The organism is Sulfurimonas sp. HSL-1716 (assembly GCF_039645975.1).
GTDB lineage: Bacteria > Campylobacterota > Campylobacteria > Campylobacterales > Sulfurimonadaceae > Hydrocurvibacter > Hydrocurvibacter sulfurireducens.
This window is the reverse complement of the sequence record NZ_CP147918.1, coordinates 1,925,843-1,941,880: the sequence shown is the minus strand read 5'-3', so window position 1 is coordinate 1,941,880 and position 16,038 is coordinate 1,925,843. Positions and strand designations below refer to the sequence as shown.

Here is a 16,038-nt window from a genome sequence, read left to right as displayed (position 1 = left end):
TTTTAGTCGCGAGCTGCTGATAACAGATTTGGTAGGCTTGTAAAGGAGTACATTGTCGACCAATTATGTATTGGACGTTGCTTTTATATTTTAAAATCGTCGATATCGTCTATAAAATAAAGTTTACATGTAAGAAGAGTATCCTTACATGCAAAAGAGAGATCAGTTAGAGTTTTTCGGCATATTTCCTTTTTTGCCGTTGCATTTTTGAGCAGGCATATTCGCTTTTTTGCCGTTACCTTTCATATTAGGTTTTTTGCAAGTACAAGCTTTAGTCGGATCTTTTTTTGCGGGACAGTTTGGATTGTTGCACTCTTGGCATTGACAGCCTTTTGCTTTCATGTTTTTAGACATCATCGCAGATCCGCATTTTCCTGCACCGCATTTCATATTGCTTGCGTTAAGTGAGGATGCGCCTACGAACATCATTCCTAATAAGAGTAGAATCGATAGTGTGAATTTTTTCATGTTCTTCCTTTTTGTGTATTTATAACCAGTGCCATTATATATTATTTTTTTTAATAAGGGGATGTTTTAACGAATTTTATCAAAGAGTTTTGACCAACTCTTTAAATCTGTTCCCGCGCTCTGCATAAGAGGTAAACTGATCCAGGCTCGCGGCTGCGGGAGAGAGCAGAGTGATTTCGCCGCTTTTGAGGACTTTCGCTATTTCGGCGACCGCATTGTCCAATATCTTGCAGCCAAGAGCGGCGATGCCGTGATCTTTTGAGAGTTGAAGAAGTTTTTCTTCGTTTGAACCTATGGCGTATACCTCTACGTTTAGTCCTTTCATATATTCAAAAAGCTGCGTCAGGTCGACGCCTTTATCGTCCCCGCCTAAAATAAGACGGATGTTTTTATCTTTATATCTTTTTAAAGCACCGATGGTCGCATCAAGATTCGTGGCTTTCGTATCGTTTACCCAAAGTCTGCCTTTTGAGTCCTGAAGCTCTTCTTGACGGTGAGGATCGATCACGAACGAGTTTATGCCTTCATAGTCTGTCTTGTTAAACAATATCTTTTTCACGCATAGCGCCAACAGGGCGTCCAGCAGAAACACGCCTTTAAAGTTTATCTTTTTTGGTTCTATATTAAAGAGCTCCGCCAGTTCGTTCTCGTCTTCGTAAAAGATGACGTCGGCACTGCAGGAAAGGTGCTCTTCGTAGATTTTCGGGATTATGGCGACCTCTCCGTCTTTCATCATCTTTACGGGTTTGAGCTTATCGTCAATGTAAGACTGCATATCTCCATGCCAGGAAAGGTGGTCTGGGGAGAGCGGAAGCAAGACATAGATATTGGGTTTGGCTTTTTTCGTATAGTGAAGCGTAAAACTGCTCGTTTCAAGTACCCATATGGGAGCTTTTTGATCAAGCTGTGCCAAAGGGGTTCCGATGTTTCCTCCTTCGACGCTGCCGTATTCACGCAGCAGATGCTGCAGCATCTGCGTCGTCGTCGTTTTACCGTTCGTCCCGCTGATCCAGATTGAAAAAGGCATGACGTCGGCAAAATAGTCGTATTCGCTTATAAGATGAGCGGCTTTTTGTATCAACGGATTATGCGGCGGGATTCCCGGAGAGGTGATCTCCAGTGATGAATATTTCGGATTGAATTCATTTGAAGGTTTTACTTTAAAGCCGTTCTCGTCGGTAAAGGGTTTTGTAACTTTATCATCGTAAAAAACGACATTTTTTATGATTTTTGCAAGAGCTTTTGTGGTCCCGCCGTATCCAAAAAGAGATACTCTGTTCATATCAGCGTATCTTCAGGGTAATGATCGCGATCAGATTCGAGATGATGGCGATGATCCAGAATCTGACGATTATCTTGTTTTCCGACCACTTTTTCATTTCGAAATGGTGGTGGATTGGAGCCATTAAAAAGATACGTTTTTTGCGCAGCTTGAAACTTCCGACCTGAAGGATCACGGAAAGTGTTTCGATAACAAAGATCAACCCTATAAGCACAAGAAGGATCTCGACCTTGCTGATTATCGCCATATAGGCTATAAATGCTCCAAGAGTAAGCGAACCGCTGTCCCCCATGAATATTTCGGCGGGATGACAGTTGTACCATAAAAATCCGGCAAGGGAGCCTATAAGTGCCGAAGCGATTATAACGACTTCACCTACGTTGAAATGGGGGATAAGGAGGTATTCACTGAAGATACTGTTCCCGGTTGCATACACTATGAGGCTGAGCGATGAAAGTGCGGCTATGGAAGGAACCGTGGCCAGTCCGTCAAGACCGTCCGTGAGGTTAACGGCATTTGACGTAGAAACGATCACGACGATCCAAAAAAGCATAGCGAATATTCCCATGTCGAATATAGGGGTTTTCATAAAAGGAAGATAGAGGTCCGTATCGAACTCGGCAAAAATGTATAAAAATGCCGCAACGCCTCCGGCGCTTAGAATCTGAGCGAACAGTTTTGCTTTTGCCGAGAGTCCCGCAGTATTGAGTCTGTTTTTTATTTTTGCCATATCGTCTTGAAGACCTATAAGTGAAAAAGTTATGATGGTAGTTAGAGCGCCGATAACGTAGATATTATTTAATTTCACCGTTAAAAAAGAGGCGATAATGGTGGCTATGATAAAAACGATTCCTCCCATCGTAGGAGTCTTTGATTTGAGCTGATGCGCTTCGGGTGCCCAGTTGTTTATCGGTTGCACGCTTGAACTGCTCTTTGCCCATTTTATAAATTTCGGCATCAAAAAGAGAGTAAGGGTAAGCCCTAAAAAAAATGCGATCCCGGCCCGTATCGTTATATATCCGAGGATGTTTATGTCAAAATATAAGTGAAGCCAATAAAGCAATAGCAGTATCCTAAATCGATTTAAAATGGAGATTATAGTATAATCGCACTAATCTTTTGTTTAAAAATGGAAATTTTCAAACAGATACAAAGGAAAAAAATTGTCTAAAAAAGCAGTTTTGGTCATCACGGACGGTATCGGATATTCGTCTAAGACACAGTACAATGCATTTTATAATGCCAAAAAACCGGCGTACGATGATCTTTTTAAAAATGTGCCTCATTCTCTCATAGATACTTTCGGATTAAGCGTAGGACTTCCGCATGGACAGATGGGAAACTCGGAAGTAGGACATATGACCATAGGCAGCGGACGGGTCTTGTATCAGGACCTGGTGAAGATCTCTTTGGCGCTTGACGAACACAGTTTTAGCGATAATGCGGAATTCAAAACCTTGCTGAAAAAATCAAAAAGGCTGCATCTTATAGGGCTTATGAGCGACGGCGGCGTTCATTCTCATATAGACCATTTTATGGGTATAGCGGATATCGCTTCGACTCAGGGCAAAGAGGTGTTTTTACATCTTATAACCGACGGACGGGATGTTTCTCCGACTTCGGCGACCCTTTATCTGCATCAGGTACAGGCACACTTGGGAGACAATGTAAAGATAGCATCCATCGGCGGGCGTTTTTATACGATGGACCGTGATAACCGCTGGGAAAGAGTACAGGCGGGTTACGAGGCAATTGTAAACGCTTCTCCAAAGAGCGATCACAGCGTGGAGGATTATATCGAAAGTTCATATGCTAAAAAAATCACCGACGAATTTATAGAACCGACGGCATTTGAAGGATACGAGGGGTTTAAAGAGGGTGACGGCGTGTTAACCGTAAACTTCAGAAGCGACAGAATGAGAGAGATCGTGACGGCTATCGGTGATGAAAATTTTGAAGGTTTCACAAGAAAATATATTCCCGTGAACGTTGCTACCATCACCGAGTACGATAAGAGTTTCGACTATCCCGTTCTGTTTAAAAAAGAATCGCCGAAAAATACGCTCGCAGAGGTGATATCGGCTAACGGGCTGCGCCAGCTGCATACCGCAGAGACGGAAAAATACGCTCATGTAACGTTCTTCTTTAACGGCGGTATAGATGAACCATGTCTTAATGAAACACGCGTGTTGATCCCGAGTCCCAATGTCAGAACATATGATATGAAACCCCAAATGAGCGCGCCTGAAGTCTGCGATGCCGTACTAAAAGCGATGGATGAAGATTATGATTTTGTAGTCGTTAACTTTGCAAACGGCGATATGGTCGGTCATACAGGAGATTTTGATGCGGCCGTCAAAGCTGTAGAGACCGTCGATACGCAGCTTGGGCGCATCGTAGCAAAGGCAAAAGCAAAAGATTATGCGCTGGTACTTACTTCCGATCATGGAAACTGTGAAGAGATGAAAGATGACAGCGGCAATGTGCTTACGAACCATACGGTCGGAAAGGTCTGGTGTTTCGTCATGGCAGAGGGTGTGAGTAAAGTCGAGACGGGGGGATTGAACAACATCGCCGCGACCGTTTTAAAACTGATGGATCTGCAAATACCAAAAGAGATGGATCACAGTTTGATATAACGCGTTCATGTGCTTTTTAATTTAATTGAAATGGAGAAAATAATTTTATGAAATTCAGTGGAAAAAATGTTTTAATAACGGGTTCAAGCCGCGGTATAGGCGCGGAAATAGCAAAAGTGTTGGCGGCTTACGGCCTAAAAGTATGGATAAACTATCGTAGCGGAGCGGCGGAAGCCGATGCAGTAAAAGCCGAGATAGAAGCAGCAGGCGGTACGGCAGCGGTCATAGGATTTGACGTAAGCGATGAAGACGCATTCGTGGATGCGATCAAGACTATCGTAGATAGCGACGGAGAGCTTGCTTATCTTGTAAACAATGCGGGTATTACGAATGACAAACTTGCACTTCGCATGAAAGTAGAAGATTTTATGTCGGTCATAAACGCCAACCTTACATCCGCGTTCATCGGCTGCCGTGAAGCGATGAAGGTGATGAGAAAGAAAAAATTCGGCTCGATTGTAAATATCTCTTCTATCGTAGGCGAAACAGGTAACGGCGGTCAGACGAATTATGCGGCAAGCAAAGGCGGTATGATCGCAATGACAAAAAGCTTTGCCATCGAAGCCGCATCAAGCGGTATCCGTTACAACTCTCTTACTCCTGGCTTCATTGCGACGGAAATGACCGATGTTTTGAGCGATGAGATCAAAAATTCGTTTACGTCCAAGATCCCTATGGGACGTTTTGGAAATGCCAAAGAAGTTGCCGAAGCGACGGCATTTCTGCTCTCGGATCATTCAAGCTACATTACCGGCGAAACGTTGAAAGTAAACGGCGGAATGAATATGGCATAATGAGCTCTGCTCATCTGCCGGTTTTGGCTCTTTGCGTTTGCATTTAAAGACGTGAATCAATTGAACTTCGGACCTCCGTATCCTCTTATGACTTACTTCGTAATTTAAGCAAATTATGTTACAATTCCAAGATTTTATACTTAAAAATAGGAGCTATGATGGCACTAATCGATGATATTAAAGAAGTTGTTGTTGAACAATTAAGCGTTAACCCAGACGAAGTAAAAGAAGATTCTAAATTTGTCGAGGATCTAGGTGCGGACAGCCTTGATGTCGTTGAATTAGTAATGGCGCTTGAAGAGAAGTTCGATATCGAAATCCCTGATGACGAAGCGGAAAAAATTCAGACTGTCAAAGATGTAATTGATTATATAGAAAGTAAATAATTACGTTATTGAGGCACCTGCCTCAATATTTGAGAGCCAGGCGATATTTTTAGATGTGATTTTTAAAAAAAGCATTTCTAAGAGTATTTACAGAGATATACAATTTTATAGGAGCTAAGAAATTATGAGAAGAGTTGTAGTAACCGGGTTAGGAATGATAAATTCAATAGGACATGATAAAGAAAGTTCGTTTAAAGCTATGTGCGCCGGTGAATGTGGAATAGATACTATAACTATATTCGATCCTAGTGATTATGCTGTAAAAATAGCGGGAGAGGTCAAAGATTTCGATCCCTCTGCCGTCATGGATGCCAAAGAGGTTAAAAAAGCCGACAGATTCATCCATTTAGGATTAAAAGCCGCAAAAGAGGCGATCGAAGATGCCAGGTTTTCAGATGAGATCGATAATGAGCGTTTTGGAATATCTGCAGCTTCCGGTATCGGCGGACTTCCTGCGATTGAAAAGAACTCTATCATTATCGAGACGAAAGGTCCTCGCCGTATATCTCCGTTTTTTATTCCTTCTGCGTTAGTCAACATGCTCGGCGGATTCGTATCGATCGCTCATGATCTAAAAGGTCCGAACCTGTCATCGGTCACGGCATGTGCTGCAGGAACTCACGCTATCAGCGAAGCTGCAAAAACCATTATGTGTAACGGTGCGGATAGAATGCTTGTTGTTGCCGCGGAATCAGCGATCACAGGCGCAGGTGTCGGTGGATTCGCCGCGATGAAAGCACTTTCTACAAGAAATGAAGATCCAAAACATGCTTCCCGTCCGTTTGATTCAGGCCGTGACGGATTTGTTATGGGCGAGGGTGCGGGAGCACTTGTTCTTGAAGAGTATGAAACAGCAGTTGCCCGCGGCGCAAATATCTATGCTGAGATCATTGGTTTTGGCGAGAGCGGTGATGCGAGCCATATCACGACTCCGAGTCTGGACGGTCCTCTGCGCGCGATGAAAGCCGCGTATAAGATGGCGGGAGAGCCTAAACTCGATTATGTAAACGCACATGGGACATCGACTCCTATCAATGACAAGAATGAAACGGCAGCGGTCAAAGAGCTGCTTGGCGGTGCGCAAAACTGTCCTCCGATGAGTTCTATCAAAGGTCAGATAGGACACTGTCTGGGAGCTGCGGGAGGTATCGAAGCCGTAACGTGTCTGATGGCTATGCGTGACGGTATCATCCCTCCGACGATCAACTATGAAACGCCGGATGAGAACTGTGATCTGGACTATGTTCCAAATCAAGCGCGCAAGGCTGAGCTAAACGTAGTTATGAGTAACTCCTTTGGTTTTGGCGGTACGAACGGCGTTGTAATTTTCAAAAAAATCTAAGGAACCTTCTTGGCAACATATCTTGATTTTGAACAAAAAATAAAACAGATACAAGAGGAGATAATCGCTGCAGAAGTCCGTCGCGACGATCAAGCAGTACAGATTTTAAAAAAAGATCTGGATAAAGAAGTATCCAAGACGTATAAAAATCTATCTCCGTTTCAAAAACTGCAACTTGCTCGTCATCAAGATCGCCCTTATGCACTCGATTATATCAATATTTTGATGCATGATATGTATGAGATCCATGGAGACCGCCATTTTAGGGATGACCCTGCGATCATCTGCTATCTTGGCTACATCGGCGAAGAAAAAGTGATGGTCATCGGTGAACAAAAGGGACGCGGAACCAAAAACAAGCTAAAACGCAACTTCGGTATGCCAAATCCCGAAGGATACCGCAAAGCCCTGCGTGCCGCTCAGATGGCCGAGAAATTTCATATTCCCGTCTTGATGCTCATAGACACTCCGGGCGCATACCCTGGCTTAGGAGCAGAAGAGAGAAACCAAAGCGAAGCGATCGCAAGAAACCTGCTTGAACTTTCCAAACTCAATACGCAGACGATCTCCGTGGTCATAGGCGAAGGCGGAAGCGGCGGAGCACTCGCAATCGGTGTGGCGGACAGACTTGCTATGATGCGTTACTCCGTCTTTAGCGTTATCTCTCCTGAAGGGTGTTCGGCTATTTTATGGAACGATCCGAGCAAAGTGGAAACGGCGACAAAAGCGCTTAGAATAACAAGCGGAGACCTTAAAGAGCTAAACCTTATTGACGACGTGATAGATGAGCCGCTTATCGGTGCGCATCGCGACAGGGAGGGTGCGGCAAAAGCACTGGGTGATTATTTCTTGAACCAGCTTCAAGAACTGCGCGCTATGAATGACGAGGAAAGAATGCAGCAACGCTACGAAAGGCTTGTCGGAATAGGCGAGTTTTCGGAATAGTTTTTATTCCTCTTCATCTTTTAAAAGGGGATCGAATTTCGGTCTCTTCAATCTTCTTTCATTCTTTGAAAAATTTATCAGATCTTCTACCGTTGTTACATTATTATCGAGCTGGCTCAAAGATTTTATGAACAGTTTCGCGGTAGTGATTGCATCTGAGAGTGCTCTGTGATGTGTCGCTTCTTTATGCAGCTCTAAAAGCGCATTGAGATAGGATAGTCCGTATCTGTATGATTCGATAGTCCTCTCCGCAAGATTTATGCTGCATAGATGTCTGTTTAATATAGGACTCAAACCGATCTTTTCCATCATGGAAGAGATGAACTTAAAGTCGAACTTTACGTCATGCGCCACAAAGATGCTGTCGGCCAAAAAGAGTTTGAACTCCTGCATTACCTGTTTGAGCGGCGGTGCATTTTTTGTATCTTCTACGCTTATTCCCGTGATGTCGGTAATATGTTTGTTGATGTCGGTACAATGGACTAAACTTTCAAAAGTATCTATGATCTCTCCGTTTAGTATCTTTACCGCACCGATCTCAATGATCTGATGTTTGTCCGTTTTGGAGCCGTTCGTCTCTACATCGACGATGCAAAATACGGCATCTTTGATATCGATAAATTTCGTAGCATAATAATAAAGAGCTTTGTCTCTGACGATATTTAACCCCTGCGCCCGCCAGAGTTCCAATGTAAAATCTACATCTTCCGAGCGGGTTTGCGATTTTATGCTCTCATACGAGAGGCCGGCGGTTGAAAGCTTGGAGAGGCTTTTTCTGTCGAGTGCGAAATCACCTAGCATTTTTTATAAACTCTCCTACTTTTTTATGATCTTTCTTGCCTTTGCTTTTTTCGACGCCGCTGCTTACGTCGACGCCGTAAAAACCGTATTGTTTCAGATCGGCTACATTTTGAGGATCGAGTCCGCCTGCAAGAATTATCTTTGAGCAGTCGATATCGTCAAACCACTCGGTATTTATTCGTTTGCCGGCTCCGCCGTAACTTTCTGAGTACGCGTCGATAAGTCTGTATTCATCTTGATATTTTAGGACATCCTCTTTTGTTTTTGCCCGTATAACCTTAAGATGCGGAGTCTTTAGCGAAGCGTAAAAGCTTTGGTCGGCTTCAAAATGTATCTGTGCCAGCGTGGCTCCGGTGTATGAACATATCTCATCTATCGTTTGGGCATCTTCATTTACGAAAAGGGCAACTTTTTCTATAAATGGGGGAAGCTTTTTTATGATCTTTTTTGCATCCTCTTTGGATATATATCTGGAAGACTCTTTGTAAAAGACGAATCCCAAAGCATCCGTACCTGCATCGATGGCCGCCATTGCATCTTCAAAAGAGGTTATTCCGCAGATCTTCGTTCTCATACTATTTATTTTCTCCTTTTTCAAAGAAGTTACTTCTTTGAAAAATTCCTAGCACTGAAGCTGCGCCCGTCGGCGAGAAATTTAACATTTTAGACTATCTATCGCTTCTTTATACGAGTCATGTTTAAATACATAACTTCCTGCCACACACACATCGACTCCCGCATCGCGAAGCATCTCTATGTTCTTGTCCGTGACGCCGCCGTCGATCTCTATGAGACAGTTGGGATTTATGGCATCTCTAAGCTCTTTTAAGCGTTTTATCTTTTTGACTACGTTTGGTATAAAACTCTGTCCGCCAAATCCCGGATTTACGCTCATGACAAGGACCATGTCAAGATCTTCGAGTATATATTCGATCGCTTCTGGAGGGGTGTGGGGATTTAAAACGATCGCTGGTTTTATGCCCAAAGATCTGATCTTTTGGATAAGTCTGTGAGGATGTTTTTCCTCTTCGATGTGAAAAGAGATATACTCCGGTTTCAAAGGAGCGAAAAGTTCTACGAAAAACGTGTTATTTTGGACCATTAGATGGATATCCAGAGGCTTTGTCGCCGCTTTTGCGATCGCAGACACGACAACGGGGCCGATAGTCAGATTGGGGACAAAGTGCCCGTCCATAACGTCGACATGAACAAGATCACATCCCGCTTCACAGATCGCTTTTACGTCATCTGCCAGATTGCCGAAGTCCGCCGAGAGTACACTAGGAGCTACAAGCATAAACTGCCTTTATATTTTTATATTTTTGAAATTTTACCAAAACTCTTCGCTTTATTAGCTTACAGAGTCTTTCTGCCGATCACCTTGTCAGAAAAAAGGTGAAATTGGCATCGTTAAAGCTCATATCGACCTGAACGCCTTTTTTATCATCGACCACTTCCAATAAACCTGAGACGTCAGAGTAGGTCCTTGGCAGCGTGATGTCTATGCTGATATGTTTTTCAGACAGCAGCGTTTTTGCGCGTCCGCCGATGATATTTACAAATTCGGCGAGGGCGTCTAATATCATGTTTACGTCATCCGTCTCTTCGCCTATGAGCAGAGCGCAGCTTTTTTTGGCGACGTTTTTTTGAAATATCAGGATTATCATCCCGTCTATGTCTCCGTAAAATCCGATCGAACTCGCCATTTTCGTATTTAGGTTGTCGATAAAAAGTTTCTGTATATCGGCTGACCTTTTGACGGCTTTGGCATTTGTCATCATAGCTATCGTGGAGACTGTGGCTTCGATAAAATCGGGAAGTTCCTGAACGACGATCTTTGTAAGTGAGCGTTTGTTCTTTCCTGAACCGGAACTGCTTCCGCCCAACTCTTCGAGCAGCTCCTTGTCTTGCAGGATATCATCCATATTGTCAAAAAACATCATGCCTGCATCTTCAAGCTCTTCTTTGAATACGGCGGGAGTCTTGTCAAAAGTCATACCCACAAAGCATATGGTCGCATTGTATTCCGCAGCGGAGGAACAGAGCTTTGAAAGAAAATTCACCGCATGGATGTTTAAAGAGAGCACTTTATAAGCGTCAAAAATAAAAAGCCTGAAGCCTACGTTGAGCGAGTTGTTATGATATAAGATATTGAACGAATTTCCTATCTCGGCGTCTAAAAATCCCGATACGGTATAGATGATGGCATTTCCCGTAACGCGGGTGGCGACTTTTTGCCCTATAAGTCCGAGATGAGAGTCTTCGATTATGTCATAGTAGGCATCGGGATTTGCGGATTTTTCAAGAAAATCTTCTCTTGTTTGTGCTATTACAGGGTTGTGCCCGTTGTCGTAAAGTTCTATTGCCAAAGCGGAACGTTGCGAAGGATCGTTGTTATATAAAAGAACGGTCTTGTCCTGATTTTTATAGGATTTTGAAAAAAGTTCGGCCGTTTTTTGAGTTTTAAAGAGTGAAAATGAAAGATTGTCCTTGTAGTATGTCGTGATCGCTTCATATTTTTTTTGGTCATAATCGCAGATACCGATGGAAATATGGTTTTTGGTACGAATTCTATGAAGCAGTTTTACAAAAACGTCGATACCGTTGAGATTGAAAAAGATAACTTTTTTTAGCGAAACCAGAAGCATATCGATTTTTAGATCCTCGGTTGCTCGTATATCTTCTATCGTCAAATAGGAGGGAGCATTGTTCCCGTCTAAAAAACCTTGGGGATAAAACACTCCTATGCCGTCTTTTACTACCGCTCTCATTGTTTTACATCCATATTCACTACCTGCATAAATTCCTCATAAATATCGCTTGCGTACTCGACATTGAACTCGATAAAATCGTTTAGACCCGCTTCTATGAATCTGGGCTGCGACAGCTCATAAAACAAAAGCAGGTGCATCCATTTTCCCAAAGTGTTTATGCTTCGGTTATTTGAGGGTTTAACCCCTGATGCTGCCTGTACGATTTCTCCTATTTTATCCGGCATATTCCAGCTTTTTGAAATATGTCTGGATATGTCGAAAAGGTCCAGATTCGTAAGTCTTTTTAAAATGGTGTTGTAATCCATATTTTTTGCACTTTTTAGCAGTTTTACGTTGTCTATATTGGTTTTAAAAAGCGCTTCACACACTATGATGCTTGAAGGCAGAAGCGTTATGGAACTTTCTATATCTTTATCGTCTATTTTCAAATATACCAAAATATCATGCCATTTTCTGCTGAGATCGGCTTGAAAATCGTAAAAAAGGGTTTGGTTCATTTTAAATAAAACCCATGTTTTAGGACTTAAAAGAGAGAGCATGTAGTTATAAAGCGATTGCTTTGCTGCGTTTACGCCCAGTATTCCAAAGATCTGGGAAAGGTCGCTGATCTCATTTCGAAAACCGTAGATCGGTTTGTTGACAAGATTTTTCAAGTAAGCCTTCAGTGCCAGATCCTGCTCGGCTATTTTTGCCGCCTTGACCAGATCGCCCGAATTGACGCATAAAAAGGTCTTGTTGAGTATCTCAGGAGTAGGCGGTATCTTTTTGATATATTCTTGAATATCTTCGGTTGTAACCATTTTTGTTCCAGTCAATAGTTAAGTATAGATGATTTTATCTCTTTAGAGTTTAATCGATAATTAAAGAAGAGTAAAAATAAAGTTTAAATAGTTGCTTAAGTTGTACTTTTGTTTTTATTTGCTATAATCCGCAACTTAAATTTTTTGTACAAGGGAGCCTAGATATGGCAAGAAGATGTGCTATTAGTGGTAAAGGCCCGATGAGCGGAAACAATGTTTCTCATGCGAAAAACAGAACTAAACGTCGTTTTTTACCAAACTTGAGAACAGTTCGTGTTACATTAGAAGATGGAACAACGAAAAAGATCAAAATTTCTGCAAAAGAGCTTCGCACACTTAAGAAAAACTCGTAACACGTAGGGATATGTCTTGAATCTTTTCACTAGGATTCGTAACTTTATCCATTGGGAGACACCTCCAAAGCCCGAAGTAAGGCTCCTTCCGGAGTTTTACGGGCACCTCAAACCATTCCGCTTACCTCTGATTTTAACCGTACTCATTATGTTGATAGGAACATTCGGCTATATGCTGATCGATGATTTTCCTTTGATGGATGCGATATATCAAACAGGAATAACATTCACCACCGTCGGATATGGAGAGATATTTCCGATATCACCTGCAGGCCGTATATTTACCATTACACTTATCATAGCGGGATTTGCCGTATTCTCAAGTGCGATAGGTACATTGGTCTCAGAACTCAACAAGGGAGTGATCTCCAGAGTATTAAAGGAACGCCGTATGTTATATAAGATTGCACGCCTGAAAAACCATTTTGTCGTGTGTTTTCACAATGATTACACAATAGAAGTCACAAAACAGCTGCGTAAAAACCATATACCTTTTGTCGTGATAGACCACAGAGAAGATATGGACGAGCTGGCAAAAAAATACAAATATCCCTATTATCTGCAAGCCGAACCGCATACGGAAGTGGCGATGCTCAAAGCGCATCTTTCGTCTGCCAAAGGGATCATAACGTTATCGGACAATATTGCCGATAACATCGCGATTATTGCGTCGATAAGGCTGTTTGAAAAAGAGCATTTACTTCCGCGTCCGTACTATATCATCAGTTCTGCCGAGAGTATGAGCGATGTCGAAAAACTTAAAAAACTGGGTGCAGATACCGTTGTGTCTCCGACAAAACTCACAGCGCAGCGCGTGAGTACCATGGCTGCCCGTCCCGATATGGAAAACCTGCTCGAAGAGTTTTTATACAGAAACGACACTCCTCTTGACTTGGAGCAGATATATGTGCCCAAATTCAGCTGGATGGTGTTGAAAAAATTAAGAGAATCGCATTTAAGAGAGATAGCCAACGTCTCGGTAGTGGGCATAACTAAAAAAGACGGAAAATTCGTAACGATGCCAAAGGGTGACGTCCTTATAACAAGTGAATGCAATCTGCTTGTTATCGGCACGCAAAAAGGGATAGCCATGACAAAAGGGATAGTCATGAAACGTAACAAACCGGAGGAGTTAAAATATGTATAAACTAAACAGGATCGAGGGTGGAGTGTGTGCTGCAGAAGGCTTTTTTGCCGACGGCGTTCATGCCGGTCTCAAGGCAAATAACGCTTTGGATATGGCGTTTGTCTATAGCGATGTGCTTTGCGATGTCGCATCTGTGTTTACTACGAACAAAATGACGGCCGCGCCGATTCGCCACTTTAAAAACAAAGGCGAGTTTCAGACGAATTTTCTTTTGATAAACTCAAAAAACGCAAATGCGATGACGGGAAGCAAAGGGATCGCCGATATCGATGAAATCCTTTCTTCGATAAATATCGAAGGTCTGGTGAACCCTGTTATGAGTTCTACAGGCGTTATAGGTGTGAGAATCCCTAAAGAGAAGATCATCACGGGTACGGCACAGTTTGACATCACTAAAAGAGAACCCGTCAATGCAAGCAAAGCGATCATGACGACGGACAGTTTTTCAAAGACTATCGCGTATGAAGTAGTGCTTCATAGCGGAGAGAAGTTTCACATCGGCGCGATGGCAAAGGGTGCGGGGATGATAAATCCCGCAATGGCTACGATGCTTTGTTTTATCACTACCGATGCGGATGTAAGCAAACAGGAGATGCAGGCAATCCTTGATGCAAACGTCAAGACGACTTTTAATGCGGCAAGCGTGGACGGAGACACCTCCACAAACGATACCGTACTGCTTTTTTCCAATAAAAAAAGCGGTGTTTACCATAAAGAAGCCTTCAAAGAAGCGGTCTATGAGATCATGCTGTTTTTGGCAAAAGAGATGGTAAGAGACGGCGAAGGCGCAACAAAGCTCGTGACCTATAACGTCACGGGTGCAAAAGACGATGCCCAAGCAGAAAAAGCAGCAAAGGCTTTAAGCGATTCGCTTCTGGTCAAAACGGCACTTTACGGCGAAGACCCGAACTGGGGGCGCATCGCTTCTACTATCGGAGCAAGCGGTGTGACATGCAAAGAAGAGACTCTTACGATATCGTTTGACGAGCTTTGCGTTTATGACAAAGGCGAGATCTATTTCAACAAAGATATGGAAGTAGAAGCAGCAGCCGTTATGAAGCTCCCTGCATTTACCATCAGCTGTGATCTTGGCATTGCAGAGGGAAAATTCACGGCTTACGGATGCGATCTTGGATATGAGTATGTCAAGATCAATGCGGATTACAGGACGTAATTGTCATTTACAAGAACAAAAGTTACAGGGCAAGAATAAATGTTACCGGAGGATTGAAAATTGTCAACAAACAATCAAACAATCCTCGATTTCTTCTCAAAATTCCCCAATCAACCGTTTGAACTAATAGTCGTTACCGAAGAGATGGAAAAGCAATGAAAATAATAATTATTGGAAATGGGTTTGATTTAAACTTAGGACTTAAAACAAGTTATAAAGATTTCATTGAAAGTGATTATTTTATATCTTTAGTTAGAGAAAATAATTCATTAGCAACATATTTAGTGGATAAAACTAAGTTAAATAATTGGGTAGACATCGAGCAAGAAATTACTCAATACTCCATACAGTTTAAAGAGAACGATGAATTTTTACATGTAAGAAATGACTTTGAAGCATTAAAAACAGCATTAACAAATTATTTAAAAGAAGCTCAAACTGGAAAAATCAATCAAAATTCAAAAGCTTTTGAAATGATTAAAAATGAACTTGATACAGCAAATGCAATTTATAATTTCAATTATACTAATTCAGTATTTAGAGTTGCTGAGATGTTAAATATTTCTGACATAGAGAATAAACATTCGTATGTACACGGTTCTATTGAAAATATGGATATTATTTTTGGTGTTGAAGATGATGCAGGAACCCTTTCGAATCATATCTTTTTTAAAAAAGCTTTTAATCCTAATTATGGAAAATCAGATATAAGCAAATATCTTAAAGATAACAAAGATAAACATGACTTTGTTGTATTTGGACATTCTCTTGGAATAACCGACAGTTCATATTTTTCAGATTATATTAATTCACTTAAATTCGCGAATAAACAAGCTAAGTTGAAATTTTATTATTATGGGGATATAGGTTATCACGAGATGATAAAAATCATCGATAAATATACAAGAAATTCTTTAACAATGTTTAAAGATAATACTGAATTTATACCAATCGATTCATCTGAAAGTACACCTGAGTGAGTAAAGCTCCACTTTTATAATACATACTTTTTTCTCCGCAAAAAAGTATCAAAAAGCTCTTGCAACGGCTTCGAGCTTGACTCCGTCAAGTTCCCAAGAAATAGTAAATCCATTCCTAAAAATACAAAACTCGGGCTTTGCCCTCAAACAGTT

17 protein-coding genes are annotated in these 16,038 nt (G+C 41.9%); 9 read left to right on the top strand and 8 right to left on the bottom strand.

Going from position 1 to position 16,038, the window contains the following annotated elements:
- Nucleotides 1–162: 162 nt before the first annotated feature.
- The 3 genes from WCY03_RS09860 to mraY all read right to left on the bottom strand — a co-directional run bounded on the left by WCY03_RS09860 (nt 163) and on the right by mraY (nt 2,813).
- A complete protein-coding gene (locus WCY03_RS09860) occupies nt 163–468 on the bottom strand; it encodes a hypothetical protein (RefSeq protein ID WP_345992531.1) in 306 nt (101 codons plus the stop codon).
- A 79-nt stretch (nt 469–547) separates the two neighbouring features.
- The gene (gene murD, locus WCY03_RS09855) at nt 548–1,750 is read right to left on the bottom strand and encodes a UDP-N-acetylmuramoyl-L-alanine--D-glutamate ligase (RefSeq protein WP_345992529.1); all 1,203 of its coding nucleotides are present in this window, start codon (nt 1,748–1,750) and stop codon (nt 548–550) included.
- A gap of 1 nt (nt 1,751) precedes the next feature.
- On the bottom strand, nt 1,752–2,813 hold the full coding sequence (gene mraY, locus WCY03_RS09850; RefSeq protein ID WP_345992527.1) for a phospho-N-acetylmuramoyl-pentapeptide-transferase: 1,062 nt from the start codon (nt 2,811–2,813) through the stop codon (nt 1,752–1,754).
- Between the two features lie 100 nt (nt 2,814–2,913).
- Here mraY and gpmI point away from each other — a divergent pair, with 100 nt between their 5' ends.
- From gpmI to accA, 5 genes are all read left to right on the top strand, one after another.
- On the top strand, nt 2,914–4,389 hold the full coding sequence (gene gpmI, locus WCY03_RS09845; protein WP_345992526.1) for a 2,3-bisphosphoglycerate-independent phosphoglycerate mutase: 1,476 nt from the start codon (nt 2,914–2,916) through the stop codon (nt 4,387–4,389).
- A 47-nt stretch (nt 4,390–4,436) separates the two neighbouring features.
- The gene (fabG, locus tag WCY03_RS09840) at nt 4,437–5,183 is read left to right on the top strand and encodes a 3-oxoacyl-ACP reductase FabG (protein ID WP_345992524.1); all 747 of its coding nucleotides are present in this window, start codon (nt 4,437–4,439) and stop codon (nt 5,181–5,183) included.
- 158 nt (nt 5,184–5,341) lie between these two features.
- Nucleotides 5,342–5,569 carry an acyl carrier protein gene (gene acpP / locus WCY03_RS09835; protein ID WP_345979537.1) on the top strand — a complete coding sequence of 76 codons (228 nt, stop codon included), beginning with the start codon at nt 5,342–5,344 and terminating at the stop codon, nt 5,567–5,569.
- 124 nt (nt 5,570–5,693) lie between these two features.
- Nucleotides 5,694–6,911, top strand: coding sequence for a beta-ketoacyl-ACP synthase II (locus tag WCY03_RS09830; protein WP_345992522.1), 1,218 nt, complete (start codon nt 5,694–5,696; stop codon nt 6,909–6,911).
- A gap of 9 nt (nt 6,912–6,920) precedes the next feature.
- Nucleotides 6,921–7,856, top strand: coding sequence for an acetyl-CoA carboxylase carboxyl transferase subunit alpha (gene accA, locus WCY03_RS09825; RefSeq protein ID WP_345992520.1), 936 nt, complete (start codon nt 6,921–6,923; stop codon nt 7,854–7,856).
- Between the two features lie 3 nt (nt 7,857–7,859).
- Here the strand turns inward: accA and WCY03_RS09820 are convergent, their stop codons facing one another.
- The 5 genes from WCY03_RS09820 to WCY03_RS09800 form a co-directional block, all read right to left on the bottom strand.
- Nucleotides 7,860–8,657, bottom strand: coding sequence for a 3'-5' exonuclease (locus tag WCY03_RS09820; protein WP_345992518.1), 798 nt, complete (start codon nt 8,655–8,657; stop codon nt 7,860–7,862).
- Nucleotides 8,647–9,231 (bottom strand): phosphoribosylanthranilate isomerase, encoded by a 585-nt coding sequence (locus tag WCY03_RS09815; protein ID WP_345992516.1) that lies wholly within the window; start codon nt 9,229–9,231, stop codon nt 8,647–8,649. Before WCY03_RS09815 ends, WCY03_RS09820 begins: the two co-directional genes overlap by 11 nt.
- Nucleotides 9,232–9,312: 81 nt before the next feature.
- A complete protein-coding gene (gene rpe, locus WCY03_RS09810; protein ID WP_345992514.1) occupies nt 9,313–9,954 on the bottom strand; it encodes a ribulose-phosphate 3-epimerase in 642 nt (213 codons plus the stop codon).
- Between the two features lie 79 nt (nt 9,955–10,033).
- On the bottom strand, nt 10,034–11,428 hold the full coding sequence (locus WCY03_RS09805; protein WP_345992512.1) for a chemotaxis protein CheX: 1,395 nt from the start codon (nt 11,426–11,428) through the stop codon (nt 10,034–10,036).
- Nucleotides 11,425–12,231, bottom strand: coding sequence for an HDOD domain-containing protein (locus WCY03_RS09800; RefSeq protein ID WP_345992510.1), 807 nt, complete (start codon nt 12,229–12,231; stop codon nt 11,425–11,427). Before WCY03_RS09800 ends, WCY03_RS09805 begins: the two co-directional genes overlap by 4 nt.
- A 164-nt stretch (nt 12,232–12,395) precedes the next feature.
- Here WCY03_RS09800 and rpmB point away from each other — a divergent pair, with 164 nt between their 5' ends.
- The 4 genes from rpmB to WCY03_RS09780 all read left to right on the top strand — a co-directional run bounded on the left by rpmB (nt 12,396) and on the right by WCY03_RS09780 (nt 15,885).
- A complete protein-coding gene (rpmB, locus tag WCY03_RS09795; RefSeq protein ID WP_345979523.1) occupies nt 12,396–12,584 on the top strand; it encodes a 50S ribosomal protein L28 in 189 nt (62 codons plus the stop codon).
- Nucleotides 12,585–12,600: 16 nt separating this feature from the next.
- A complete protein-coding gene (locus WCY03_RS09790) occupies nt 12,601–13,731 on the top strand; it encodes an NAD-binding protein (protein ID WP_345992508.1) in 1,131 nt (376 codons plus the stop codon).
- A complete protein-coding gene (argJ, locus tag WCY03_RS09785; protein WP_345992506.1) occupies nt 13,724–14,905 on the top strand; it encodes a bifunctional glutamate N-acetyltransferase/amino-acid acetyltransferase ArgJ in 1,182 nt (393 codons plus the stop codon). Before WCY03_RS09790 ends, argJ begins: the two co-directional genes overlap by 8 nt.
- 155 nt (nt 14,906–15,060) lie before the next feature.
- Nucleotides 15,061–15,885 carry an AbiH family protein gene (locus tag WCY03_RS09780; protein WP_345992504.1) on the top strand — a complete coding sequence of 275 codons (825 nt, stop codon included), beginning with the start codon at nt 15,061–15,063 and terminating at the stop codon, nt 15,883–15,885.
- Nucleotides 15,886–16,038 lie beyond the last annotated feature (153 nt).

What these genes read in the sequence shown, in the direction of transcription:
- rpmB (WP_345979523.1), top strand. Translation starts at nt 12,396, where the DNA reads ATGGCAAGAAGATGTGCTATTAGTGGTAAAGGCCCGATGAGCGGAAAC.
- WCY03_RS09820 (WP_345992518.1), bottom strand. Translation starts at nt 8,657, where the DNA reads ATGCTAGGTGATTTCGCACTCGACAGAAAAAGCCTCTCCAAGCTTTCA.
- rpe (WP_345992514.1), bottom strand. Translation starts at nt 9,954, where the DNA reads ATGCTTGTAGCTCCTAGTGTACTCTCGGCGGACTTCGGCAATCTGGCA.
- murD (WP_345992529.1), bottom strand. Translation starts at nt 1,750, where the DNA reads ATGAACAGAGTATCTCTTTTTGGATACGGCGGGACCACAAAAGCTCTT.
- WCY03_RS09780 (WP_345992504.1), top strand. Translation starts at nt 15,061, where the DNA reads ATGAAAATAATAATTATTGGAAATGGGTTTGATTTAAACTTAGGACTT.
- WCY03_RS09815 (WP_345992516.1), bottom strand. Translation starts at nt 9,231, where the DNA reads ATGAGAACGAAGATCTGCGGAATAACCTCTTTTGAAGATGCAATGGCG.
- WCY03_RS09830 (WP_345992522.1), top strand. Translation starts at nt 5,694, where the DNA reads ATGAGAAGAGTTGTAGTAACCGGGTTAGGAATGATAAATTCAATAGGA.
- acpP (WP_345979537.1), top strand. Translation starts at nt 5,342, where the DNA reads ATGGCACTAATCGATGATATTAAAGAAGTTGTTGTTGAACAATTAAGC.
- argJ (WP_345992506.1), top strand. Translation starts at nt 13,724, where the DNA reads ATGTATAAACTAAACAGGATCGAGGGTGGAGTGTGTGCTGCAGAAGGC.
- WCY03_RS09800 (WP_345992510.1), bottom strand. Translation starts at nt 12,231, where the DNA reads ATGGTTACAACCGAAGATATTCAAGAATATATCAAAAAGATACCGCCT.
- WCY03_RS09805 (WP_345992512.1), bottom strand. Translation starts at nt 11,428, where the DNA reads ATGAGAGCGGTAGTAAAAGACGGCATAGGAGTGTTTTATCCCCAAGGT.
- fabG (WP_345992524.1), top strand. Translation starts at nt 4,437, where the DNA reads ATGAAATTCAGTGGAAAAAATGTTTTAATAACGGGTTCAAGCCGCGGT.
- WCY03_RS09860 (WP_345992531.1), bottom strand. Translation starts at nt 468, where the DNA reads ATGAAAAAATTCACACTATCGATTCTACTCTTATTAGGAATGATGTTC.